General features: G+C 72.9%; 23 protein-coding genes. 10 read left to right on the forward strand and 13 right to left on the reverse strand.

The genetic code is table 11. The annotated features are described in order from the left end of the window. Positions 1-200: 200 nt before the first annotated feature. A complete protein-coding gene (locus ASF17_RS14510) occupies positions 201-1,160 on the forward strand; it encodes a glycosyltransferase family A protein (protein WP_055801805.1) in 960 nt (319 codons plus the stop codon). Here the strand turns inward: ASF17_RS14510 and ASF17_RS14515 are convergent. The 6 genes from ASF17_RS14515 to ASF17_RS14540 form a co-directional block, all read right to left on the reverse strand. After that, complete coding sequence (locus ASF17_RS14515; RefSeq protein ID WP_055801807.1) at positions 1,150-1,782, reverse strand: hypothetical protein; 633 nt, start codon at positions 1,780-1,782, stop codon at positions 1,150-1,152. The two genes, ASF17_RS14510 and ASF17_RS14515, sit on opposite strands and share 11 nt — an antisense overlap. 180 nt (positions 1,783-1,962) lie before the next feature. Next, positions 1,963-3,264 (reverse strand): hypothetical protein, encoded by a 1,302-nt coding sequence (locus ASF17_RS14520; protein ID WP_055801810.1) that lies wholly within the window; start codon positions 3,262-3,264, stop codon positions 1,963-1,965. Positions 3,265-3,401: 137 nt separating this feature from the next. Then, entirely contained in the window at positions 3,402-4,280 is an 879-nt protein-coding gene (locus tag ASF17_RS14525) for an endonuclease/exonuclease/phosphatase family protein (RefSeq protein WP_055801814.1), read from the reverse strand. 4 nt (positions 4,281-4,284) lie between these two features. Beyond that, the gene (locus ASF17_RS14530) at positions 4,285-4,644 is read right to left on the reverse strand and encodes a hypothetical protein (RefSeq protein WP_156357463.1); all 360 of its coding nucleotides are present in this window, start codon (positions 4,642-4,644) and stop codon (positions 4,285-4,287) included. Positions 4,645-4,694: 50 nt separating this feature from the next. Then, positions 4,695-5,549, reverse strand: coding sequence for a siderophore-interacting protein (locus ASF17_RS14535; protein WP_235476669.1), 855 nt, complete (start codon positions 5,547-5,549; stop codon positions 4,695-4,697). A gap of 32 nt (positions 5,550-5,581) precedes the next feature. After that, a complete protein-coding gene (locus ASF17_RS14540; protein WP_055801823.1) occupies positions 5,582-6,589 on the reverse strand; it encodes an iron-siderophore ABC transporter substrate-binding protein in 1,008 nt (335 codons plus the stop codon). Between the two features lie 163 nt (positions 6,590-6,752). On the opposite strand from ASF17_RS14540, the gene ASF17_RS14545 reads away from it, so the two are divergent. From ASF17_RS14545 to ASF17_RS14570, 6 genes are all read left to right on the forward strand, one after another. Next, a complete protein-coding gene (locus ASF17_RS14545; protein WP_156357464.1) occupies positions 6,753-7,814 on the forward strand; it encodes a FecCD family ABC transporter permease in 1,062 nt (353 codons plus the stop codon). Further along, entirely contained in the window at positions 7,811-8,839 is a 1,029-nt protein-coding gene (locus ASF17_RS14550; protein WP_082475434.1) for a FecCD family ABC transporter permease, read from the forward strand. The genes ASF17_RS14545 and ASF17_RS14550 overlap by 4 nt, the downstream gene beginning before the upstream one ends. Continuing rightward, entirely contained in the window at positions 8,836-9,729 is an 894-nt protein-coding gene (locus ASF17_RS14555) for an ABC transporter ATP-binding protein (protein WP_082475435.1), read from the forward strand. The genes ASF17_RS14550 and ASF17_RS14555 overlap by 4 nt, the downstream gene beginning before the upstream one ends. Before the next feature lie 268 nt (positions 9,730-9,997). Beyond that, on the forward strand, positions 9,998-10,450 hold the full coding sequence (locus ASF17_RS14560) for an S-ribosylhomocysteine lyase (RefSeq protein ID WP_055801953.1): 453 nt from the start codon (positions 9,998-10,000) through the stop codon (positions 10,448-10,450). Next, positions 10,447-11,202: a 5'-methylthioadenosine/S-adenosylhomocysteine nucleosidase gene (mtnN, locus tag ASF17_RS14565; protein WP_055801956.1), complete on the forward strand. Its 756-nt coding sequence runs from the start codon at positions 10,447-10,449 to the stop codon at positions 11,200-11,202. Before ASF17_RS14560 ends, mtnN begins: the two co-directional genes overlap by 4 nt. A gap of 144 nt (positions 11,203-11,346) precedes the next feature. Continuing rightward, positions 11,347-13,200, forward strand: a complete 1,854-nt coding sequence (locus tag ASF17_RS14570; RefSeq protein WP_082475436.1) for an immune inhibitor A domain-containing protein — start codon at positions 11,347-11,349, stop codon at positions 13,198-13,200. Between the two features lie 64 nt (positions 13,201-13,264). Here the strand turns inward: ASF17_RS14570 and ASF17_RS15690 are convergent, their stop codons facing one another. The 3 genes from ASF17_RS15690 to ASF17_RS14585 are packed head-to-tail and all read right to left on the reverse strand — an operon-like array spanning position 13,265 to position 16,772. Further along, complete coding sequence (locus tag ASF17_RS15690; protein ID WP_156357465.1) at positions 13,265-14,032, reverse strand: Rho termination factor N-terminal domain-containing protein; 768 nt, start codon at positions 14,030-14,032, stop codon at positions 13,265-13,267. 45 nt (positions 14,033-14,077) lie between these two features. Continuing rightward, a complete protein-coding gene (locus ASF17_RS14580) occupies positions 14,078-14,611 on the reverse strand; it encodes a MarR family winged helix-turn-helix transcriptional regulator (RefSeq protein ID WP_200913510.1) in 534 nt (177 codons plus the stop codon). Between the two features lies 1 nt (position 14,612). Then, positions 14,613-16,772 (reverse strand): MMPL family transporter, encoded by a 2,160-nt coding sequence (locus ASF17_RS14585; RefSeq protein WP_156357466.1) that lies wholly within the window; start codon positions 16,770-16,772, stop codon positions 14,613-14,615. A gap of 193 nt (positions 16,773-16,965) precedes the next feature. Here ASF17_RS14585 and ribB point away from each other — a divergent pair, with 193 nt between their 5' ends. Genes ribB through ASF17_RS14600 form a run of 3 tightly spaced genes read left to right on the forward strand, consistent with a single transcriptional unit; the run spans position 16,966 to position 19,285 of the window. Further along, positions 16,966-17,652 (forward strand): 3,4-dihydroxy-2-butanone-4-phosphate synthase, encoded by a 687-nt coding sequence (ribB, locus tag ASF17_RS14590; RefSeq protein ID WP_055801832.1) that lies wholly within the window; start codon positions 16,966-16,968, stop codon positions 17,650-17,652. Then, positions 17,652-18,863: a lysophospholipid acyltransferase family protein gene (locus tag ASF17_RS14595; RefSeq protein ID WP_055801835.1), complete on the forward strand. Its 1,212-nt coding sequence runs from the start codon at positions 17,652-17,654 to the stop codon at positions 18,861-18,863. Before ribB ends, ASF17_RS14595 begins: the two co-directional genes overlap by 1 nt. After that, positions 18,860-19,285: an SRPBCC family protein gene (locus ASF17_RS14600; RefSeq protein WP_055801838.1), complete on the forward strand. Its 426-nt coding sequence runs from the start codon at positions 18,860-18,862 to the stop codon at positions 19,283-19,285. Before ASF17_RS14595 ends, ASF17_RS14600 begins: the two co-directional genes overlap by 4 nt. Here the strand turns inward: ASF17_RS14600 and ASF17_RS14605 are convergent. From ASF17_RS14605 to ASF17_RS14620, 4 genes are read right to left on the reverse strand one after another with little or no spacing between them, the layout of a single operon-like run. Next, positions 19,282-20,355 carry an ABC transporter ATP-binding protein gene (locus tag ASF17_RS14605; RefSeq protein ID WP_055801841.1) on the reverse strand — a complete coding sequence of 358 codons (1,074 nt, stop codon included), beginning with the start codon at positions 20,353-20,355 and terminating at the stop codon, positions 19,282-19,284. The two genes, ASF17_RS14600 and ASF17_RS14605, sit on opposite strands and share 4 nt — an antisense overlap. Next, positions 20,352-21,176 carry an ABC transporter permease gene (locus ASF17_RS14610; protein WP_055801843.1) on the reverse strand — a complete coding sequence of 275 codons (825 nt, stop codon included), beginning with the start codon at positions 21,174-21,176 and terminating at the stop codon, positions 20,352-20,354. The genes ASF17_RS14605 and ASF17_RS14610 overlap by 4 nt, the downstream gene beginning before the upstream one ends. Then, on the reverse strand, positions 21,173-22,099 hold the full coding sequence (locus ASF17_RS14615) for an ABC transporter permease (protein WP_369814565.1): 927 nt from the start codon (positions 22,097-22,099) through the stop codon (positions 21,173-21,175). The genes ASF17_RS14610 and ASF17_RS14615 overlap by 4 nt, the downstream gene beginning before the upstream one ends. Positions 22,100-22,101: 2 nt before the next feature. Next, positions 22,102-23,235 carry an ABC transporter substrate-binding protein gene (locus tag ASF17_RS14620; protein ID WP_055801848.1) on the reverse strand — a complete coding sequence of 378 codons (1,134 nt, stop codon included), beginning with the start codon at positions 23,233-23,235 and terminating at the stop codon, positions 22,102-22,104. Positions 23,236-23,282: the final 47 nt, after the last annotated feature.

Consider the following 23,282-nt stretch of genomic DNA (forward strand, 5'->3'; position numbering starts at 1 on the left):
CAGGGGCCCCGGCCCCGTGCCGGGACCCCTGTTCCCGGTGGAACCCCACCCCGCCAGCCCTCACCAGGCCGGCAGGGTGGGGTTTTCCCGTACCCGCCCGCGACCGGCCGCCCCGGTTCGCCCGGGTCAGACGGCCCGAGGTCGGGCGGCCACCGCGCGGCGCTCGCCCCGGATCGCCTCCGACGGGGTTGACTGGGCGGGTGCTCGTCTGCGTCGTCGTCCCCGTTCGAGACGATGGCGCCCTGCTCGACGCGTGCCTGAGGTCGCTGGCGCGGCAGACCCGCGTCCCCGACGAGGTCGTCGTGGTCGACAACGGCAGCACCGACGACACCGTCGAGGTCGCCCTCCGTCACGGCGCCCGGGTCGTCACCGAGTCCGAGGTCGGCATCGCGGCCGCGTCGAGCACGGGGTACGACTCGACGACGGCCGATCTGATCGGTCGCTGCGATGCGGACAGCGTCCTGCCGCGCCACTGGGTGGCCGAGCTCGTCGCGACCTTCGAGAGCGACGACGACGTGCTGGCCGTCAGCACGAACGCCCGCTTCTACGACGCTCCGATCCTGACCGGTGCCGCTCTGTCGACGTTCTACGTGGGCGCGTACCACCTGATCGTCGGGGCGGGGCTCGCGCACTGGCCGCTCTTCGGATCGACGATGATGATGCGCCGTTCCGCCTGGCTGCGGGTGCGCGACGTGGTGCACCGTCACGACGTCATGCTCCACGACGACATGGATCTGGCCGTGCACCTCGGTGATCTCCAGCTCGCCGGGCAGGGGCGCATCGCCTATCGGCACGACGTGGTCACCGGCATCTCCGCCCGGCCCCTGAGCGTCCGCAACGACCCCTGGCTGCGGACCTACCGCGCGCTGCACTCCTTCTCGGTGCACGGCGTCGACGGGCGGCCCTGGTGGCGCTGGCTGCGGGCCGATCCGGCCGGTCTGTTCCGGCGTCTCGGGTTGACGCGGAAGGTCGACGCGATCGACGTCGTCTCAGGAGGGGGGCACCTGCCGACGGAGGTGACGCGGCACGAGAGAGCCGCGCCTCCCGCATCCTCCCGAGGAGGCGCGGCCTCGGCCGATCGCGCCCGTCGCGACGAGCAGCGGGACGGCCCCCGCGACGGCACCGAGCGCGAGGGGTCCGCCCGCGACGTCAGCCGCTGACGGAGGCGCCCGGGTGCCGCGTCGTCGATGCGGCGTCGCCGAGCGGACGATCGGCGGTGCGCAGCCGGCTCCGTGCGGTGAGGAACGGCAGGGCGAGGCCCGCGACGAGGGCGCCGGCGCCGCCCGAGACCAGGTCGCCGAGGGTGTCGTCGTAGCCGACGTAGATGGCGTCGTCCACGATGTTGTGCCCCCACCACTCGCCGATCTCCCAGAGGACCCCGGTGGCGAGGCCGACGGCGACCGTCGCGACGATCAGACCGGCGCGGTGCCCGTGCGACGGCAGGAAGCCGACGAGCTGCGCCACGATGACGGCCAGCGCGGCGAGCACGCCGTTCAGGGCGACGTGCACGACGATGTCCCACCCGTCGACGCGGGTGTAGAGCTCGAACACGCTGCTCCAGGCGGCGACGAGCACGGTCACGCCGACCATGACGTCGAATCCGGCGCGCACACCGAGGAACCTCGGGACGAGCACGGCGGCGAGGGCCAGCATCAGCACGGCGATCTCGACGAACCCCCAGCCGATCCCGACGACCACGACGCTGAGCGCGGCCAGGGCGCGGACGGCGTCGGCCACCCACTCCATCGGGCGGGTCGGGCGCTGCACGAACGTGTCGATCATGAGTCCATTGGACTCGCCCTCGCGGCGTCGCGCCCGATCCCGGCCCGCATCGTGCCCGGATCGTGAGACGACGACGCGCCGCCCTCACCTCGCAGCGACCCGACCGAGCGGGTCGGTCGGGTCGCCGCGAGGAGCGGGACGGCGCGGAGTGGGTCGGCTCGACTCAGCGGTCGCGGGGACTCAGCGGCCGAAGCGGCGACGGAGGCGCGGAACGGCGACCAGCGCGGTGCCGAGCGCCAGCAGCGCAGCGGCGCCGGCGATCCAGAGGCCCTGGTCGGCGCCCGTGTAGGCCAGCGTCCCGTCCGGGCGCTGCACCACGGTGGTGCCGCCTCCCGCCGGCACCACGGCCGGGGGAGTGGTGGCGCTCGGGGTCGGCTCGGCGGCTGCGGCCTCGGCGACCGAGAACGGCGCGAACTCCGACGAGTCCGAGAAGTAGGCCTGCTCGTCGTCGAGCACGAGCTGCGAGAGCGCGGCGAAGTCCCCCGCGGGCAGGATGAACTGCGCGGTGAAGGTGCCGTCGGCGGCCACGGGGACGATCGCGACCGCGACCTGCTCGTCGGGGTCGTAGGCGACGGGCGCGGTGTCGAAGGGGATGTCCTCCGTGTCGCCCGAGGCCGCGGCGACGCTCTCGCGCACCGCGTCCTCCTCGTCGAAGGACGCCAGGAGATCGACGATCTCGCCGTCGGCGACCAGCACGCCGGCCGCGGACCCGGGGACGGCGTCCGCGCCGGTGATGGTCACGATGCCGGCCGTCGCGCCGGTCGGGACGGAGAGGGTCGGGGCGGGGACGCGCTCGCGCACGTCGATCTCGGCCGACTCCGAAGCGCCACTGGCATCGGAGACGGTGACGGTGATCACGCCGAGGTCGAGGTCCTCGGGGATGTCCATGTCGAAGGAGACCTCGCCCGCGGAGTCGAAGACGAAGTCCTCCTCGTACGAGTAGACGGTGAACGACGTCGACGGGGTCACGGCCGGGCCGGTGACGTCGACCGAGACGGCGTCGTCGTCCGCGAAGCCGTAGGCGTAGACGGACACGGTCTCGCCGGGCGTGGCGACGGAGCTGAAGACCTCGACCGTCGGCTCCGAGTCCTCGCCGGGCACGACGACGACCGAACCGGGCGTGGGCGTCGGCGTGGCCGACGGGGTCGGCGCGGGCGTCGCGCTCGGCGCGGGCGTGGCGCTCGGGGTGGCGGCGGGTGCGGGTGCTGCGGCGGCGGGGCGCTGCCCGACGACGACCGTGCCGCCGGTCGTGTCGCCGGCGTCGGCGGCCGGGTCGGCCGGGGCGGCGGGGTCGGCCGGGGCGACGGTGCCCGGATCGGTCGGCACGGCGACCGGGGTCGTCGTGGGGTCGACGCTCACGACGTCGGTCGGAGCCTCGGCGGTGGGCGTCTCGGCGGCGAGGGCGGCGGTCGGGGCGAGGACCATCGCGGCGACGAGCGCGGCGGCGCCGGCTCCCGAGCGGAGGCGGTGTGATCTGGGCATGCGTGTTCCCCCTGGAACGGTCGTGCACCTCGAGCGGGCGCGTCGGTCCGAACCTAGGTGATGCGGGGGTGGCCGCACGGCCCCCTGTTCGAGTCGACGGGGACTCCGACGCCGGATCGTTGCCGATCCGTCCCCCGTCAGCGCGCCTCCGGGGGACGTTCCGCCTCTCGCCCGGCCGGCCAGCGCAGCACGGCGTGCACCGGGTCGTGGTCGGAGGCGGCGGCCCCGCCGTAGCGCGGGGCGCCCACGCCGGCGGTCGAGACCTCGGCGTCGGGGCTGACGAGGATCCAGTCGAGTCGGCGGCCTCCGGGCCGCGGCGGGCCGTAGTGCGACCAGCTGCCCCACCCGGGGTCGACGAGGTGGTCGGCCGCCGTCCGCGCGTCGACCAGGAGGCCCCCGCGGGTCAGCTCGTCGTGCGAGGGGGAGTCGTCGCGGGCGTTGAAGTCGCCGAGCACCACGACCGGGCCGTCGAGACCCTCCACGACGGCGCGCAGCCGACGGGCCGAGTCGAGTCCGGCCCGACGCGAGAACGGGTCGACGTGCACGGCGATGACATGGAACCGCGCCCCGGTCGCGCGGTCGGACAGCTCGACCTGCACGACCACGCGGGGGAACAGCGCTCCCGGCCCGCGCGACCCCGGCACGTCGGGTCGATCCGACATCCACCAGATGCGCGACGAGAGCACGCTCGACCGCTCGGCGTCGACGTGGATCTCGACCCGTTCGTCACCGCGGCGGCGATCGCGTCCGCTGCCGATCGCCGTGTAGCGGTCGCCGAGCATCGCGGCGAGCTCCGCCGACTGGTCGGGCATGACCTCCTGCACGGCGAGGACGGCGGGCGACTCGGACTCCAGGAGGCGCGCCACCAGCGGGGCCCGCCGGCTCCAGCGATCGGGGCCGCCGGGTCGCAGAGCGGGCAGCCGCCGCCGCAGATTGAACGTCATGACGTGCAGATCGGGCGCGGGCGTCGGGCCGATGGTCGGCCGATCGTCGCCAGCGCCCGGCGCGACGGTCATGCCGTCACGAGGCCGGGCCGAGCAGCACCGCGACGGTCGCCGCCGTCATGCCGACGATGAAGAACAGCGTGCCGCCCTGCATGGTCAGCGTCTTGTTGCGGTCCGCCGTGGGCACGTCGACCTCGAGGATGGGGCAGCCCGACCAGCCGATCAGCCCGATGCTGAGGGCGACGAGGCCGAACGCGGCCCAGAACAGCACGGCGAGCCCGGTGGGCAGCACGCTCGGTCGCCAGCCCGACGAGACCAGCAGGCCGAGCCCGACGGCGACGCTCCCCACCGCGGCCATGAACCACAGGGTCCCCGTCCACATGATCCGCTGGACGTTCTTCTCGGGCGACATCAGGTCGTTCTGCACATTCTGCACGAAGATATCTTGCGCCTGTCGCCGACCGTCCGCGCACCACGACCGTCGGATCAGTCCGTGAAGATCGCTCCGACGGGCTCCCGCTTCTCGGCCTGGAACCGATCCTCGGCGCGTCCGAGGGCCCAGTAGGCCGACAGCGAGAGGACGGTGCGGTCGAGTCGCCAGTCGTCCTGCAGCACGGCCCGCACCTCCTTCATGGCTCCCCGCTCGCCATGGGCGAAGACGGTCACCGGCCCCGTGGGGGTCTCGAGCGAGCGCAGGGCGGCGATCAGCAGCGACCCGGGCGTCGCGGCGCCTCGTCGGTGCAGCCAGCGGAGCTCGACGCCCGACGGGCGGGCGAGGTCGAGCTCGTCGTCGGGGGTGTCGACCTCGACGAGGGCGAGCCCGTGCGCGTGCTCGGGCATCGACTCGAGGGCCGAGGCCACGGCGGGCAGGGCCGAGTCGTCGGCGAGCAGCAGATGCCCCACCTCGGGGTCGTCGCTCGGAGACCAGAGTCCGCCGGGGCTCGACATCGAGAGCCGGTCGCCCGGTCTCGCGGCGAGGGCCCACGGGCCGGCGACCCCCTCGTCGCCGTGCACGACGAAGTCGATCGCGATGGTGCGGGCGACGCGATCGACGAGCCGGATCGTGTACGTCCGCCGCACGGGCAGGTCGCCGGGCGACAGCTCGGAGCGCAGGGCGTCGAGGTCGAACGGCGGCTGCAGCCCGAGTCCGGGTCGTGCCAGCAGGAGCTTCACGTAGCGGTCGGTCGCGGCGAGCTGCTCGCCGCCCGCGTCGGCGAACTCGTCGAAGGCCGGCCCGCCGAGGTGCACGCGCACGAGGTGCGGCGACACCCGCTCGGTCCGGTCGACGACGAAGACGTGCTGCGTCCGAGCCGGCCGCCGAGGAGGCGCGGTGCCGGTCACCGCCGCCCCTCCGGTCGCGGAGTCCCCGGTCGTCATCGCGTGGTCGCCGCTTCGAGCAGCGGGACCAGCTGCTCGAGGGCGTAGTCGCGGGCGAGCGAGGTGCCGAGCGAGTAGGCGGACGAGATGTCGCCGTCGATGACGACGTCGTGTCCGGCCGTCACCGCGTCGAGCTGCTTCCACTGGGGGTCGTCGGTGATCTCGGTGGTGTCGATGAAGATCGGGAACGCCACGATCACGTCGGCGTCGATCAGGTCGAGCTGCTCCGACGAGATGCTGACCGAGAAGCCGCTCGAGTTCGGGGTGAGGGCGGCGATCTCGGGGTTCTGGTCGAAGCCGAGCTCCTCGAGCAGGTCGACCCGCTCGGATCCCTCGATGTAGGCGCCCCAGCCCTCGCTGGTCTTCGTGGCGGCGGTGACGGTGAGGTCGTCCCACTCGGGGTGCGCGTCGGCGGTGGCCTCGACGGCCGCCTCGCTCCGCTCGACGAGCCGGTCGCCTTCGGCCTCCTCGCCGAGGGCGGTGGAGACGAGGTCCATCTGGTCCTCGAAGTCGGTCAGGTAGTTCGCGCCGCCCTCGGGCACGCCGATGGTCGTGGCGATGCTCGACAGACGGTCGTAGCGCTCCTGGTCGCCCGAGCCCTTCGTGTCGAGGATGATGTCGGGCTCGAGGGCGGCGATGGCCTCGTACGAGGGCTCCAGGGTGCCGATGATCTCGGGCGACGTGTCGTACAGGCCCTGCGCCCACGGCCCGACGCCGTCGTTCTCCTCGCCGAAGGCCAGCCAGTCCGACGCTCCGACGGGCTGCACGCCGAGGGCGAGAGCGGTCTCGGCGTCGCCCCAGCCGAGGGCGACGACGCGCTGCGGCTTCTCGTCGATCCGGACGTCCCCGAAGGCCGTCTCGACCGTGACGGGGAACCCGCCGGAGGCGCCTCCTCCGCCCGAGCCGGAGCCCGAGCCGGAGTCGGAGTCGGAGTCGGCCGAGCATCCGGCGAGGGCCAGGGCGGCGACGGCGAGGACGGAGACGAGGGGGAGTGTGCGGCGCATGGGTTCCTAGGGAGATCGGGGTGGTGGGGTGGAGGACGAGGTGGGCGACCGGGGTGATGCGGACGACCCGCGGGGCGGTCGGCGGAGGGTCGTCCGCCCCGCCGTCAGCCGGCAGCGGCTCGACCGCGCGGCCAAGAGGTGAGGTTAGCCTAAGCTAATCCGCATGGCGATGTCCCGGACGCTCGGGGTCGACCGCGCCCCCCGGCCGGCCGGCGCGCTCCGACGACGACGCAATCGGGTCGCGGCGCTCGCAGCGGCCGTCGCGCTCCTCGTCGTCGCCGTCGTCCTGGGCCTCGCGGTCGGCGCCCGTCCGGTCGCCTTCGACGAGGTCGTGCGGATCCTCGTCGGCGCGACGTCGCGTGACACCGCCGACGCCGTCGCGGTGCTCGATCTCCGTCTGCCCCGCACCGTCGCGGCCATCGTCGCCGGAGCGGGTCTCGGGGTGGCCGGCGCCGTCGTGCAGGCCGTGACCCGCAATCCCCTGGCCGACCCGGGCATCCTCGGCGTCACCTCCGGCAGCGCGTTCGCGGTGGCCCTCGCCGTCGGGTTCCTCGGGGTGACGTCCGCGAGCGGCTGGGTCTGGTTCTCGCTGGTCGGGGCCGGTCTCGCGACGGTCGCGGTCTCGCTCATCGGGGGAGCGGGCCGAGGAGGCGGTGGCCCGGCCCGTCTGACCCTCGCCGGTCTCGCGCTCGGCTCGGTCCTCGCCGGCATCACCTCGTCGATCGTGCTGGCCGACCCGCGCCGCTTCGACGCCGTGCGCGCCTGGGAGGTCGGCTCGCTCGCCGACCGCGGCTGGGAGCCCGTGCTCACCGTGCTGCCGTTCGTCGGCGCGGGGCTCGTGGTGGCCCTGCTCGCCGCCCGTCCCCTCGACGCCGTCGCTCTCGGCGACGAGCACGCCTCGTCGGTGGGGGTGTCGGTGCCGGCCGTCCGGCTGGTCTCGCTGATCGTCGTCACCCTGCTCGCCGGAGGCGCGACCGCCGTGGTCGGTCCCATCGCGTTCGTGGGGCTGATCGTGGCGCACGCCGCCCGCGGTCTGGTCGGGCCGAGTCAGCCCTGGATCACCGGGCTCTCGGCCCTGCTCGGCCCCGCGCTGCTGCTGCTCGCCGATGTGATCGGGCGGGTCGTCGCCCCTCCGGGCGAGCTGGCCGCCGGACTCGTCACCGCCGCCGTCGGGGCGCCGGTGCTCATCGCGATCGCCCGACGCCGACGAGGGGTCGGCGCATGACCGCCGGTGCGCGCGGCCCGGCCGTGAGCGGTCGGCGCCTGACGACGGCCAGGAGGCGCGGGGTCGCGACCCTGACGCTCGCCGGGGTCGCCCTCGTGGTCGCCCTCGTCGCGCTCGGCATCGGCGACTACCCCCTCAGCCCCCTCGAGGTCGTCCGCGCCCTGACCGGCACCGACGGCTTCGCGTCGACGATCGTCCTCGAATGGCGTCTGCCGCGGGTGCTCGCCGCCCTCGTGTTCGGCGCCGCCCTCGGCGCCTCGGGCGCGATCTTCCAGTCGCTGACGCGCAACCCCCTCGGCTCGCCCGACGTGATCGGGTTCTCGACCGGCGCCTACACCGGGGCGATCATCGTGATCGTGTCGGGGGCCTCGTCGTCGCTCGGCACCGCCGGCGGCGCTCTCGCCGGGGGGCTCGCCACGGCGCTCGCCGTGTACCTCCTGGCCTACCGCGGGGGCGTCCCGGGGCTCCGGCTGATCATCGTCGGCATCGGCGTGACCGCGCTGCTGCACTCGGTCAACAGCTGGCTGCTGCTCCGAGCCCAGAGCGAGGTCGCCCTGACCGCGTCGTTCTGGGGTGCGGGATCGCTCGCGCTCGTCGGCTGGTCGCAGCTCGTCCCCGCCCTCGTGCTGCTCGCCGTGCTGACCCCGCTCGTCGTGGCCCTGTCGCGCCCGCTGCGCCAGCTCGAGCTCGGCGACGACGCCGCGCGCTCGCACGGGCTCCGGGCCGAGGGCTCGCGACTCGCCGTCGTCGTCGTCGGGGTCGCCCTGACCGCGGTCGTGACGGCGAGCACGGGCCCGATCGCGTTCGTCGCGCTCGCCGCGCCTCAGCTCGCCCGGCGGCTCGTCCGGTCGGCCGGGGTCCCCCTGGTCGCCGGGGCGGTGACGGGAGCGGTGCTGCTGCTCGTCGCGGACCTGGTCGCCCAGCACATCGCCTCGAGCCCGGTGCCGGTCGGGCTCGTCACACTCGTCATCGGCGGGGTCTACCTGATCACGCTGCTCGTCGGAGAGAGCCGGAGGTCCGCATGACCGATCACATGGGCGACACGGCCGGCACGGGAGCGACGGCCGGCACGGCAGCCACGGCCGGCACGGCAGGCGCGGTGCCCGCGAGCGGTGCGGCCGATGCTTCGGTCCGTCTCGAGGCCCGGTCCGCGCATCTGGCCTACGACCGCCGCACCGTCAGCGAGTCCGTCGACGCCGTGGTCCGCGACGGCTCGTTCACGGTGATCGTCGGGCCGAACGCCTGCGGGAAGTCGACGCTCCTGCGGGCCTTCGCGCGCCTCCTGAGGCCCCGCTCGGGGTCGGTTCTGCTCGACGGGCGCGACCTCGCGACCGTCCCGCCGAAGGAGGCCGCCCGCCTCGTCGGCCTGCTGCCGCAGACCTCGACCGCGCCCGAGGGCATCACGGTGGCCGAACTCGTCGCCCGCGGCCGCTATCCGCACCAGGGGCTGTTCCGGCAGTGGACGGCGACGGACCGCGAGGCCGTCGACTCCGCGCTCGCCGAGACCGATCTCGCCGAGCTCGTCGACGTCCCCGTCGATGAGCTCTCGGGGGGTCAACGGCAGCGCGTCTGGGTGGCCATGGCGCTGGCGCAGCAGACCTCCGTGCTGCTGCTCGACGAGCCGACCACCTACCTCGACATCGCGCATCAGTACGACCTGCTCGACCTCTTCGCGCGACTGCACGCGCAGGGCACCACGGTGGTCGCGGTGCTCCACGACCTGAACCAGGCGGCGCGCTACGCGACCGACCTGATCGTCATGCGAGACGGCGACGTCGTCGCGACGGGTGCGCCCGCCGACGTGCTGACCGAGCGTCTCGTGGCCGAGGTCTTCGATCTGCCCTGCCTCGTCGTGCCCGACCCCCTCACCGGCACGCCGATGGTCGTCCCCCGGCCGCGCCCCGGCACCCGCTGAGCCCGCCCGGGGGGAGGATGTCCTCATGAGGGCCAACATGGTCGTCTACCTCAGCTCGCGTCTCGCCTCGGCGACCACGGGCGGCGCCCTCCGCGTCGACGGCGGCTACGTCGACGCGATCCTCCCCTGAGTGCGACGTCATGACGGGTCCCGGTGCCCGGGAATGGCCTAGGTTCGTACGGGCGTTGCACCCGGAGGCGAGAACAGCCCGCCGGACGACCCGAGACCGCGCCTCGTGCGCAGAGGAGACATCGTGACCCAGCCCAAGATGAACGTCGAGTCCTTCAACCTGGACCACCGCACCGTCGCGGCCCCCTACATCCGCGTCGCCGACCACAAGACGCTGCCGAAGGGCGACACGATCACCAAGTTCGACGTGCGCTTCACGCAGCCGAACGAGGCGCACCTCGAGATGCCCGCCGTGCACTCGCTCGAGCACCTCTTCGCCGAGCATTCGCGCAACCGCTCGAACGACGTCATCGACTTCTCGCCGATGGGCTGCCAGACGGGCTTCTACCTGATCCTGCAGGGCACCCCCGAGATCGACGACGTCATGGCGCTGGTCGAGGGCACGCTGACCGACATCACGACGGCGACCGAGGTGCCGGCGGCCAACGAGACGCAGTGCGGCTGGGGCGCGAACCACTCGCTCGAGGCCGCGCAGGAGGTCGCCCGCGGGTTCCTCGCGGCCCGCGACCAGTGGTCGACCGTCACCCGATGAGCCACGGAGCCGCCGTCCCGCCGGTCATCGTCGTCGTGGCCATGAGCGACGAGGCTCAGCCGTTCGTCGACCGCGCCGCGAGGGTCGACGACGCCGTCGCGGTCGGCGGCTCGCTGCAGCGCGTCGTCGAGATCGACGGCCTCGAGCTGCTGCTCGTGCAGGGCGGCATCGGCTTCGTCAACGCCGCCGGGGCCACGACCTCGGCGATCGTCCGGGCGGGCGCCCTCGAGGGGGTCGTGCCCACCGTCGTCAGCGCGGGCACGGCGGCCGGCATGGGTCACGGCATCGGGATCGGCGACGTGGTCGCCGGCGGCGAGTACGTCAACCTCGACGCCGACGCCCGGGTCTTCGGCTACCGCCTGGGCCAGGTGCCGGGCATGCCGGCCAGCTTCCACGCCGACGAGGCTCTGATGGAGGCGGCGCTCGCGTACGGCGCGTCGGTCGCGTCCCCCGGCGGCTGGGCCGTCCGCCCCGGGCTCATCGCGTCGAGCGACGCGTTCATGACCGCCGACCGGGTCATCGGCGTGCGCCGCGCCTTCGCCGACGTGGTGGACGTCGACGCCGTCGACATGGAGTCCATGGCGATCGCGCAGACCTGCCACGTGCACCGGGTGCCGTTCGTGTCGGTCCGGGGCATCAGCGATCTCGCGGGCCCCGACGCCCACGACGTGCACGACGAGAACCTCGCGCTGACGGCCGGTCGGTCCGCCGACGTCGCCCTGGCGCTGGTGCGGGGTCTCGCGGGCCGCTGACCGTCTCGGCCCGCGCCTCCTCGACTCCCGGCACCCTCGTTCGGGGGACACGCTCGCCCCCAGAAGTGCCCACTGTGCACAGGGTGCACGGCTCCCTATGTTCTCCCTAAGAGTTTTCTCGGTTGAACGACAGGGGTCCACTTCGTGAAGAATCGCCACATCAGCGCGATCGGGGGTGCGGCGCTCGCGTCGCTCCTCGTCGCCTCGCTCGCCTCGCCGGCCGTCGCCGCGCCGACGTCGCCCTCCGCAGGCTCCTCCGCATCCGGCGTCACGGGCGGGATCGCCTCGGCTCCCGGCGCGGACGGCCAGCTCTCGCCGCGCAGCCGCGACGACCGCCCCGACCCGGCGGCCGAGGCCCAGCGCGAGCTGAACCGCGAGGCGGTGGCGCGCGTCGTCACCGGTCAGGCCGAGCCTCAGCAGCGCAGCGCGCGCAGCGACACGCAGTCGGTCCAGATCAAGCCCGGTCAATGGGCCCAGTACGGCGTCGAGTCGAGCGACCAGATCCTGTCGTTCCTGATCGACTTCGGCGACGAGGTCGACCCCCGCTACCCCGACGCGCCGGCCGGCCCGATCCACAACGAGATCGCGAAGCCCGACACGGCGAACGACAACTCCACCTACTGGACGAACGACTTCAGCCGCGGCCACTACCTCGACATGTTCTTCGACACGCAGGGCGAGTCGCTGAAGGGCGTCTACGAGGAGATGTCGAGCGGCCGGTACACCGTCGACGGCGACGTGAGCGACTGGGTCACCGTGCCGTACTCGTCGGCGAGCTACGGCGAGACCGAGAGCCAGGCCGACATGACCCGCTTCGTGCAGGACAGCGCCGACGCCTGGTACGACGACCAGATCTCCCGCGGCAGGACCCCGGCGCAGATCACCGAGTACCTGCAGACCTTCGACCGGTGGGACCGCTACGACTACGACGGCGACGGCGTCTTCGACGAGGCCGACGGCTACATCGACCACTTCCAGGCCATCCACGCCGGCGAAGGCGAGGAGGCGGGGGCCGACTCGAGCGCGATCTGGTCGCACCGGTGGGCGGTCGGTCAGGACTCGGAGGGGACGGCGGGCCCGGCGGTCAACCCGTTCGGCGGCGTGAAGATCGGCGACAGCGAGTTCTGGGTGCGCGACTACACGACCGAACCCGAGAACGGCGGCCTCGGGGTCTTCGCGCACGAGTACGGTCACGACCTCGGTCTTCCCGACCTGTACGACACGAGCGGGGGCGAGAACGGCACCGGCTTCTGGACCCTGATGAGCTCGGGCTCGTGGCTGGGTCACGGCGACGGGGCGATCGGCACGACGCCGAACCAGATGGGCGCCTGGGAGAAGCTGCAGCTCGGCTGGCTCGACTACGAGATCGCGGTCGGCGGCCCGAAGGCGGCGAAGTCCACGCACCAGATCGGCCCGTCGTTCCACGCGACGAAGAAGCCGCAGGCCGTCGTCGTCACGCTGCCCTTCGACAAGAAGGGCAACGCCCGCTTCTACCTCGCCGAGAACCGTCAGTACGGCGGCTACGACGACACCCTGCGGACGGGCCCGTACAACTTCGGCTGGCTCGAGTCGCAGCCCGACCGCGTCGAGCACTTCCCTTATCAGGACGGCCTCAGCATCACCTACTGGGACAGCGCGCAGTCGGACAACAACACCGCGCAGCACCCGGGTGCCGGTCTGGCGCTGCCCGTCGACGCGAACCCGAAGGCCCTCACCTGGTCGGACGGCTCGATCGCCCGCAACCGGATCCAGAGCTTCGACTCGACGTTCGGCATCCAGCGGACCGACCCGATCACGCTGCACCGTGAGCTCGGCGGCGCCTCGCTGACCCTGACGGCACCGGCGCGGCCCGCGGTCTCGATGTTCGACGACACCGACCCGCTCGCCTACTACGACGCGTCGAACCCGCAGGGCTCGGTCGAGGTCGCCGGGTCGGGCACGACCATCCAGGTGCTGCAGAGCAACAAGCAGGGGATGATGACGATCCGCGTCGACTAGTCGACGGCGGGGAGCACGAAGGAGGCGCGGGTCCTGTGGATCCGCGCCTCCCGTCGTCGCCGGGTCAGCGCGTGGCGCCCTGGTGCAGGTGGTCGATCAGCGTGGCCTTCGTCGCCCGCGACACCCCGGACAATCCGGCCTCGCGGGCGAGCTCCCGCAGCTGGACGAGCGTCATCGCGGTGAGATCGCGTGCCGGGTCGGTCTCGGTGTCGTCGGCGACGCCCTCGTCGACGGTGACGGCGTGAGGCAGCGGGGGGACGAAGAGCGACGACGGCGGGGACGAGACGGCCGGCGGGAGGCTCTTCGACGCGGCGGCGGAGGTGGCCCCGGAGTCCGAGTCCGCGCCGGACCTCTTCTCGTCGGACTTCTTCGACTTCTCATCCGACTTCTTCTTGTCGGACTTCTCGTCGTCGGACTTCTTGGCGTCCGACTTCTTCGAATCGGACTTCTTCGAGTCGGACTTCTTGCCGTCGGACTTCTTCGAGTCGGACTTCTTGCCGTCCGACTTCTTCGAGTCCGACTTCTTCTCGTCGGCCCGTTCCCCCCGGCCCGTCTCGCCCGATGCCGACCTCTTGTCGTCGTGCTTGCGGGCGACCGCGTCGCGCTCCGCCCGGAGCGACGCGACGGTCTCGTCGTCGAGGAAGTCGACGAACGGGTTCGGCTGACCAGTCTTCGCGGCGACGATGGCCGTGTAGGAGGCCGCCGCCGAGCGGACCTTGGCCGTGGCTCGACCGGCGCGTTTCGACGATGTCGGGCGCTCGGCCGTGACGGCCGCATGCTTCTCGAGTGCGTCGATGAGATCTCTGAGGGCTGTCTTGATCTTTTTGCTCACGGGGTCATTGTCGACCACGGAGGTGAACGTGCAACCCCTGCGATGTCAGCTCGTCGTCGGGGCGCCCGTCGAGGGCTCCGCCGCGCCGTCGACGGCGACCCGTCCGTCGCCGAATCGGCGGTCGAGCACCTCGGCGCTGGCGGAGCCTGCGAGGAACCCGCGGAGGACGGTCACGAGCCCCGCGAGATCAGCGGCCGAGGCCCGGCCCTGCGCGTCGTCCATCCCGGCGTCCACCGCTCGCACGTGGGGCATCAGGGCCCTGCCGTCGTCGGTCAGGCTGAGGACGACGGCCCGGCGGTCGTCGGGGCTGGTCTCGCGGGCGACCAGACCGCGACGGACGAGGGCGTCGACGATGCGACTCGGGCTGCCGGTCTCGCAGACGATGAGCTCGCCGAGCGCCTTCAGCGTCACGGGGCCGAAGTCGTCGAGCACCCCGACGACCTCGGCCTGCGACGGCGTCAGGCCGACCGGCGAGAGCGCGTCGGCCACCGCCCGATTGCCCTCGCGCTGCGCGGCGAGCACGAGGTAGCGCAGCTCGGAGGGGGCCAGAACGACTCGATGATCGCCAGAAGATGTCACGTCACGAGATTACCGGCTGCGATCGGCGGCGGACGCGCTGTCCGAAGACGCGGGGTCCGATGGCGCGGAGCACCGAGGGCAGCACGACGGTTCGGATCACGACGGCGTCGAGCGCGACGGCGATGGCGAGTCCGAGACCGATCTCGCGCACGATGCTGATCTGCCCGGTCATGAACGCCAGGAAGACCACGATCATGATCAGCGCCGCGCTGTTGATCATGGGGCGGGTCGCCCGCAGTCCTTCGCCGACGGCCGACCCGAAGTCCCCGCCCCGGGCGACCGTCTCGGCGATGCGGGCGATGATGATGACCATGTAGTCCATGCTCAGCCCGAACATGACGGCGAAGAGCAGCACCGGTGTCACCGAGTTCAGCGGCACGTCGCTGGTCGCCGACTGCACGAGCGTCAGGGCGCCGAGGCTCGCGCCCACGACGAGGGCGTTGAACGCGAGTGCCAGCAGGGCCAGCGTCACCGAGCGGAACGCCACGACGAGCAGCACGAAGGTCGCGACGAACACGAGCAGGGCGATCGTCGGCAGGGCGCCGATCAGCGTCTCGTCGAAGTCGAGTCCCTGCGCGGTGGCGCCGGCTACCGCGACCGTCGACGATGAGCCGAGCTCGTCGGGCAGATCCGCGCGGATCTCGCGGACGAGGTCGTGCGCCGCCACCGAGTCCGGTCCGTCGTCGGTGGTGACGAGGAGGCGCGCGACCGGTCCCGTCGACCCCTCCGTCCACAGCGCACCGAGCTCGGCCGGCGTCTCCCCGTCGGTCAGGAGCGCCGGGAGGGCGGCCGGGTCGATCCCGGCCGTGGCGACGCTGGTGACGGAGGCGACCTCGTCGTGCGACTCGAGGACGCGAGTGGCCGTCGTCACGTCGGCGACGAGCTCTTCGCGGGTGTCGGCCGAGACGACGACCTGCAACGGGAACAGGTCGTCGACGCCGATGCGTGCCGCGGCCACGTCGAGACCCACGCGCGCCGGGTCGTCGGGGGGCAGGACGGTGGCGCTGGCGACGGGGGACTGCAGGGACAGGCCGAGGGCCGGGGACGACACGGCGAGGAGCCCCGCGACGCCGACGAGGGCGACGATCGCCGAGATCGCCCGGGCAGGGGTGGCGCGTGTCGACGACGGACGCGCGGTCGAGGCGCGCCGCCCTCGCGTCGGGAGGGGGATGCGGCCCCAGTCGATGCGACGACCGAGCAGCCCGAGGATGGCGGGCAGGACGGTGTGGGTGAGCACGAGGGCCACGGCGGTGACGATCATCCCGCCGAGGGCGATGCTGGTGAACGCCATGACGCGCGGGACGAGCAGGGCCGAGAGGGCGACGATGACCGCCGCGCCCGAGAAGAGCACCGAGTGCCCGGCCCGCTGCATGGCGACGTCGACGGCGTCCCGGACGCTCAGCCCGCGGTCGAGCTCCTCGCGGAATCGCTTGACGATGAACAACGAGTAGTCGACGGACACCGCGAGGCCGATCATCGAGACGATGTTCGAGTACAGGTTCGAGACGTCGGTCTCGCGGGCGATGAGGTAGCCGACTCCGAGCGCGACGGCGAGGGACGACCCGGCGATCAGCAGGGGGACGATCGCCGCGGCCACCGAGCGGAAGACGATCAGCAGGACGATGATCAGCACGGGGAAGACGATCAGCTCGGCGCGGAGGGCGTCCTCCTTCGAGTGGGCGTTGAGCTGGTAGTCGAGGGCGGGCTGCCCGGTGACGTACCCGTCGACCCCGTCGTCGAGCGCTTCGACCGCCTCCTGCAGGTCGGGTGTCAGATTCTGCGCCACCGTGTTGTCGCCGTCGAAGCCCGCGGCGATCACCACCGTCCGTCCGTCCGACGACGCGTAGTCCGGACGTTCGCGCGGAGTGGTCACGCTCGCGGCCCCGTTCTCGCGGAGGAGGGCCGAGGCGTCGTCGATCACTCCGGGGCCGATGGCCTCACCCGCGTCGAGCACGACGACCACCTGGTTGGGGGAGTCGCCGAAGTCCCGCTCGATGCCGGCCTGGGTGACGAGGGCTTCGGCCCGGGGTGCCGTGAAGCCGCCGCCGGACAGTGCGCCGTCGAGTTGGAGGGCGAGGGCGGCGAACACGGCGACCAGGATCACCCACGCGGTCAGGACGAGTCGGGGTGCTCGTCGGAGCGGACTGAGCGGTCGTGACATGGCGGTCTCCCGTCGGGCGTCGAAGGACGCCGGTAGATGATGGAACATGCATGTTGTATCACGCATCGGGTGACGAAGCGATTCGGCGATCCCGATGCAATACATGATCTGACATTTGTTGTCGGGTCATGAATCTGACATTCTGGCTGCTGCCGCAGCCCGGCACCGAACCGATCACCTCTCGAGGAGCCTCATGACCCTGCAGACCGACACCCCCGACGCCGCATCGCTCGATCGACGAACAGCCCCGCTGAGCGACGCCCGAGCGGCCGTGGCCGCCATCGCCCGCGGCGAGATGGTCGTCGTCGTCGACGACGAGCACCGCGAGAACGAGGGTGATCTGATCATCGCGGCCGATCACGTCACACCCCAGATCGTGAACTTCATGATCACCCACGGCCGTGGTCTCGTCTGCCTCGCCCTCGACGAGCGCCGCGCAGCCGAGCTCCGCCTCGACCCGATGGTCGAGCGGAACGAGGACCACCAGTCCACCGCGTTCACCGTCTCCATCGACGGCACCCCCGCCCACGGCGTCACGACGGGCATCTCGGCGTCGGAGCGCGCCACCACCATCCACCTGGCCGTCTCGGGCCACGCCGACGACCTCGCCCGTCCCGGCCATGTCTTCCCCCTCGTGGCCCGCCCGGGCGGTGTGCTCGAACGGCCCGGCCACACCGAGGCCTCCGTCGACCTGGCCCGGCTGGCCGGCTGCTCGTCCGCCGGGGTCATCGTCGAGATCATCGGCCCCGACGGCGAGATGCTCCGTCTCGACGCCCTCCGCGAGTTCGCCGCCCGGCACGGTCTCGTCCTGACGAGCATCGAGGCGCTGGTCCGCCTGCGGGCCGAGCAGGCCGCCGACTCCCCGGCCGAACGCGACTGATGCTCGCCCTGAGAGTCATCCGCGGGGCGACGCGTTCCGTCGTCTGGCGCATCGTCCGCCGCAGGATCGGCAGCGTCGAGGGTCTCGAGAACATCCCGCTCGACGGTCCGCTCGTCGTGGTGCCGAACCACGCCAGCTACTTCGATCACTTCGTCGTCCAGGTCGTCGTCCAGACGTTCCGCGGGCGGCCGGTGTGGTTCCTGACCAAACGCGAGAGCTTCGCCCGACGGTTCCCCCGGCTGTGGGCGACGGCCTGGTACGGCATCCCCGTCGACCGCGACGTCCCGGCGCCCGACACCCTGCGCGAGGTGCGTCGCGTGCTCACCTCGGGCGACGGGCTCTGCGTCTACCCGGAGGGGACCCGCGGCGACGGCGGTCCGCTCCGGGAGTTCAAGCCCGGCGCCTTCCGGTTCGCCCTCGCGCACGGCGCCCCGATCATCCCCGTCGGGCTGCACGGCACGGCCGACGTGCTCCGCAAGGGCGACCGGTGGTTCCGGCGCGGCCGGGTCGATGTCGTCATCGGTCGTCCGCTCCAGGTCGACGCGTCGGTGCCCAAGCCCCGGGCGGCCGAGGCGCTCGCCGGGTCGGGCCGCGACATCGTCGGGGCGCTCGTCGAGAGGGCCGGGCAGAACGCCCGTCGCCGCCGCGCGTCTGCCGCTCCCTCGGCCGCCTCCGCCGTCGACGCGTCCATCGTCCACGAACTCGGCGACGAGGGGGTCGTGGCCCCGTCGGTGCTGCGCCGCCTCCGCATGCTGACGACGGTGGTCGGCCTCGACGAGCGTCACGGCCTCGAGCTGCGGGTCCAGCGGGTCCGCCTCGCGGCGCTGCGGGCGGTGAACCGCCGCGGGCCGTCGCGTGTCGCGTCCGCCGTCGTGGTCGGGTTGCGCCTCGCGCGCCTCCGCCGTGAGGCGCCGGCGCACCCTCTCGTCAACTACCTGCTGGGCCGCTGGTGCCTCGCGATGCCGAGGGCGCTGGGCGGCGGTCCGGTCCGGGCGCTCGAGCACCTCGCGGTCGCCGCGACGGATCCCTCCGACCCGACCCGCTCCGCGCTCGCATCCGCCGAGGCGCATCGGCGTCTCGGCGACCCCGCCCGTGCGCTCGGCCAGCTGCGCAGGGTGGTGCTCGAGACACCGCACCGCCACCCGCACCACGCCTCGCGTGTGCGACGGGCCGAACGACTGGCGGTCGAGCTGCAGGGGCCTGCCTCGTGAGACCCGTCGCGCACTCGGCCTCGCGTTCGATGCCGCATCCGCCCGAGGTCGTCCGGCGGGTCCTCATCGAGGCGTCCACCGTCGCGGACTGGAACCCGGCGCTGTCGTCGGTCACCGCGCCTCCTGGTCCGGCCGTCGTGGGACGCGCCTACCCGATCCGCATCCGCGACCTGGTCGGAGGCCGCATCACGTACCTCGAGGTCGGTCCGACCCTGGTCGTCCACCGCCTCGTCGCCCCGGGGGCGGACGAGCAGGGCGAATGGCGGCTCGAGGAGGCGCGGGGCGGCACCGTCGTCACGCATCGCCTCGAGCACCGGGGGATCGTGCTCCGCGTCATGCACCGCGCCTTCGAGCCCGTCCCGGCCTGGCGGCTCGAGCGGCTCGCCGGGGTCCTCTCGACGATGGGTCGGACGTCGGGCTAGACGGGGGCGACGGCAACGGCGCTCGGCACGAACGAGACGAGCACGCTCGAGCCCACCGGTCGGCCGACCTCGGGGCGATGGTCGATGGCGAGCCGAGCGTCCGGCCCGGTGCGGACCGTCGTCCGCGAGACGGCGCCGCGGAACGACACCGACTCGACGACGCCCGCGACGCCATGCGGGTCGTCGGTGAAGACGACGTCCTCCGGGCGGACCCAGGCCCAGACGGCGCCGTCATCGGGCGATCCGACGGCGTCGAGCTCGCGGCAGCCCGGCAGGCGCACGCGACCGTCGACGACCTCGGCCCGCACCCGGTTGCTCGTCCCGACGAAGTCGGCGACGAACGCCGACGCGGGCTCGCGGTAGAGCTGCTCGGGGGTGCCGATCTGCTCGATCGAGCCGGCCCGCATGACGGCGACGCGGTCGGCCACCGCGAGGGCCTCCTCCTGGTCGTGGGTGACGAACAGGGTCGTGATCGAGAGCTCGCGTTGGATGCGTCGGATCTCGTCGCGCAGGTGCACCCGCACCTTCGCGTCGAGGGCGCTCAGCGGCTCGTCGAGCAGCAGGACGCGGGGCCGGGTGACGAGCGCCCGGGCGAGGGCGACCCGCTGCTGCTGGCCGCCCGAGAGCTGGTGCGCGTAGCGCCCGCCGAGGTCGGCGAGACCCACGAGGTCGAGCATGGCGCGCGACCGGGCGAGGCGCTCGGCGCCGCCGACGCGACGCATGCGCAGGCCGAACTCGACGTTCTGCAGCACGGTCAGGTGCGGGAAGAGCGAGTACGCCTGGAACACCATGCCGACGTCGCGGCGGTGCGTGGGGACGTCGACGACGTCGTGGCCGTCGATGGTGATGCTGCCGCCGGTCACGCTCTCGAGGCCGGCGAGACCGCGCAGGGCGGTGGTCTTGCCGCAGCCGCTCGGTCCGAGCACCGCGACCAGCTCGCCCGGTCGCAGGGACAGCGAGATCCCGTCGAGGGCGCGGTGCCCGGAGAAGTCCTTGACGACCGAGCGGAACTCGACCGCAGCCCCCGCCTGACGATCGATCCGGGGAGGGGCGGTGAGGGTGGCGGTCACGGGCGGGCCTTCCTGAGCGGTGCGGGGGAGATGACGGACGAACCGGGGCCGCGCGTGCCGACGCGTCCGATGACGACGAGCAGCACGAAGGCGAATGCCAGCGCGAGCAGGGCGAAGATGACCGCGGCGTACGGGTCGCTCCGCGACACCTGCACGAGGGCGGTCTGCAGGGTGACGCGGTTGAGCAGCGACGCGATGGTGAACTCCCCGAGCACGACGGCGACGGTGATGAACGCGGCGGCGAGCAGACCCCGTCGCAGGGTCGGCACGACCACGCGGGCGGCGATCCGGGGCCAGCCGGCGCCCAGGGTGCGTGCCGCCTCGGTGAGGGTGCGCAGGTCGGTGCCGGCGAGGTCGGACTGCACGGCACGGTAGGCGTAGGGCAGCACGGTGATGCCGTACGCGAGGGCGAGGGTCCAGGCGCCCGAGCCGGCGACGCGTGACACCACCGAGTACACCGGGGCCAGCCCGACGACGAGCACGATGGCCGGCACGGTGATCGGCACGAGGCACACGAGCTCGAGCGGGCGGGCGAGTCGCGGGTACCGCAGGTGCACGAGCACCATGGCGGGCACGAGCAGCACGAGGACCAGCACGGCGGCGACGACGGCCAGCACGAGCGAGTTCGTCACGCCCTCGACGAGGTTGCGGTACGCGCGCTCGTTCTCGGGGTCGACGATCGCGAGCCAGTGGTTCAGGTCGTGGCCGCTCCCGTCGGCGCTCCGCAGAGAGAACGCGACCATGGCCGCGATCGGCACGGCGAAGACGAGCCCGATCAGGCCGAGCGCGACACGGCGGGCGGTCGCCGACGACGCGGTCATCGCTGCCACCGCTCGGTCCGCCGCTGCAGCAGCGAGTACAGCGACATCAGCACGACCATGACGACGACCATGCCGAGAGCCAGGGCTCCGGCGACGTTCTCCCGACCGAGCACGGTCTCGCTGACCAGCGCGGCGCGGATCTGCAGCGGCACGATCTGGGCGCCCTGACTGATGATCGCCGCCGCCGTGGCGTACGACGAGAAGGCGTTCGCGAACAGCAGCAGCAGGCTGCCGACGAATGCGGGCGCGAGCACGGGCACCACGACGCGGGCGAAGTGCTGCCGCCGCGTGCCGCCGAGCGTCGCCACCGCCTCCTGCCATTGCGGTCTCAGTCCGGTGACGGCCGGCATGAACGTGATCACCATGAGCGGCACCTGGAAGTAGATGTAGGGCAGCAGGAGCCCGGGCACCTGATAGAACCAGACGCCGTCCGCGAAGATGTCCACGCCGAAGCGGGTCAGCAGCAGCTGGGTGACGACGCCCTGGATGCCGATGGTGGCGGTGAATGCGAACGCGAGCATGACGCCGCCGAACTGGGCGAGCACGCTGGCCGCCGAGTCGACGAGGCCGCGGACGAGTCCGTCGGGGCGGAGGGCGGTGAGGCCCCAGCAGGCGACGGCGCCGACCACCGCGCCGACCACCGCCGTCACGCCCGACACGAGGGCCGAGCTGCCGAACGCGCGCAGCACGCCGGGTTCGCCGAGCACGGCGATGCCGTCGAAGGTGAACCGGCCGTCTCCGTCGACGAAGCCGGTGCCGAGCGCCAGCAGGCACGGCAGCACCAGGAAGGCGAGCACGTAGAGGGCGAACGGGGTCAGCCCCCACCACGCCGGCGGACGGCGCCGACCCCCGGGGGAGCCGACGCCGTCGGAGGTCGAGGAGGCGCGGGTCGTCGACCCGGCCCTCCTCGCCACGGTCGTCACGGTCAGCCGATCACGGCTGCCCAGCGCTCGGCCAGGACCGCCGAGGCGGCCTCGGTCTGCTCGCTGGTGAACTGCACGGTGTCGGCGGGCTGCTCGCCGACGGCGTCGAGGGCGGCCTGGTCGACGGTGCCGGCCTCGACCATGGCGTCGAGGCGCACGGGGTAGGCGCCGGCGGCGAGGTACAGGTTCTGGGCGGTGTCGCCCATGATGAACTCCTGCCAGAGGCGCGCGGCCGCGGGGTGCGGGGCGTCGATGTTGATGGCCTGGTTGTAGTAGCTGGCCAGGGCGGTGCCGGGCAGCACGGCCGTCTTCCAGTCGCGTCCGCCCGCGTCGGCTGCGGCGGCGAGGTTGTTGTAGCTCCAGTCGAAGACGACCGGGGTCTCGCCCGAGGCGATGGTGGCGGGCGTCGGGTCGGTCGGCAGGAAGTTCCCGGCGTCGTTCAGCTCGCCGAAGAAGTCGACTCCGGCGGTGATGTCGTCGACGCTGCCGCCGTCCTGCAGGGCGGCCCACTGGACGGCCGCGGCGGCGGCGCCGGCCTGGGTCGGGTCGCCGTTCAGCGCGACCTTGCCCGTGTAGTCGTCGCCGAGCAGGTCGTCGAGGCTCGTGGGCTCGGGGACGGCGTCGGCGTCGTAGCCGATCGACATCAGACCGGTGTAGTCGTAGACCCACCGGCCGTCGGCGTCCTTGCGGTCGTCGGCGATGTCGTCCCAGGTGGCCACCTTGTACGGGGCGAACCGGTCGAGGTTCGCGAGGGTCACGGCCGAGCCGAGGTCGAAGACGTCGGGGGCGCCGTCCTGACCCTTCAGGTTCTGCGCCGCGGTGATCTCCTCGGCGCTCGAGACGTCGGGGTTGTCGGAGTTGACGGTGATGTCGTACTCGTCCTCGAACGCGTCGATGATCTTCCCGTAGTTCGCCCACGTGTCGGGGAGGGCGATCACGTTGAGCTCGCCCTCGGCCTCGGCGGCGTCGACGAGCGCGTCCATGCCGCCGAGGTCCTGCGCGCTGGTCGCCGTGGCGGCGTCGGTGTCGCCCGCCGCGCCTCCTGAGGTCCCGGCGTCGGCGGCCGAGCAGGCGGTGAGACCCAGGGCGAGGGCGGCGACGGTGGCGGCTCCGGCGAGGTGGCGCGTGGCGAGCATCGAGATCCTTCGGGTGCGGGGCCCCGGCCCGTCGCGGGGATGCGACG

The sequence above is a fragment of the Frigoribacterium sp. Leaf263 genome (assembly GCF_001422285.1).
GTDB lineage: Bacteria > Actinomycetota > Actinomycetes > Actinomycetales > Microbacteriaceae > Frigoribacterium.

What these genes read in the sequence shown, in the direction of transcription:
- ASF17_RS14620 (WP_055801848.1), bottom strand. Translation starts at nt 23,235, where the DNA reads ATGCTCGCCACGCGCCACCTCGCCGGAGCCGCCACCGTCGCCGCCCTC.
- ASF17_RS14520 (WP_055801810.1), bottom strand. Translation starts at nt 3,264, where the DNA reads ATGCCCAGATCACACCGCCTCCGCTCGGGAGCCGGCGCCGCCGCGCTC.
- ASF17_RS14545 (WP_156357464.1), top strand. Translation starts at nt 6,753, where the DNA reads ATGGCGATGTCCCGGACGCTCGGGGTCGACCGCGCCCCCCGGCCGGCC.
- ASF17_RS14515 (WP_055801807.1), bottom strand. Translation starts at nt 1,782, where the DNA reads ATGATCGACACGTTCGTGCAGCGCCCGACCCGCCCGATGGAGTGGGTG.
- ASF17_RS14595 (WP_055801835.1), top strand. Translation starts at nt 17,652, where the DNA reads ATGCTCGCCCTGAGAGTCATCCGCGGGGCGACGCGTTCCGTCGTCTGG.
- ASF17_RS14610 (WP_055801843.1), bottom strand. Translation starts at nt 21,176, where the DNA reads ATGACCGCGTCGTCGGCGACCGCCCGCCGTGTCGCGCTCGGCCTGATC.
- ASF17_RS14550 (WP_082475434.1), top strand. Translation starts at nt 7,811, where the DNA reads ATGACCGCCGGTGCGCGCGGCCCGGCCGTGAGCGGTCGGCGCCTGACG.
- mtnN (WP_055801956.1), top strand. Translation starts at nt 10,447, where the DNA reads ATGAGCCACGGAGCCGCCGTCCCGCCGGTCATCGTCGTCGTGGCCATG.
- ASF17_RS14540 (WP_055801823.1), bottom strand. Translation starts at nt 6,589, where the DNA reads ATGCGCCGCACACTCCCCCTCGTCTCCGTCCTCGCCGTCGCCGCCCTG.
- ASF17_RS14525 (WP_055801814.1), bottom strand. Translation starts at nt 4,280, where the DNA reads ATGACCGTCGCGCCGGGCGCTGGCGACGATCGGCCGACCATCGGCCCG.
- ribB (WP_055801832.1), top strand. Translation starts at nt 16,966, where the DNA reads ATGACCCTGCAGACCGACACCCCCGACGCCGCATCGCTCGATCGACGA.
- ASF17_RS14560 (WP_055801953.1), top strand. Translation starts at nt 9,998, where the DNA reads ATGAACGTCGAGTCCTTCAACCTGGACCACCGCACCGTCGCGGCCCCC.
- ASF17_RS14555 (WP_082475435.1), top strand. Translation starts at nt 8,836, where the DNA reads ATGACCGATCACATGGGCGACACGGCCGGCACGGGAGCGACGGCCGGC.
- ASF17_RS14585 (WP_156357466.1), bottom strand. Translation starts at nt 16,772, where the DNA reads ATGTCACGACCGCTCAGTCCGCTCCGACGAGCACCCCGACTCGTCCTG.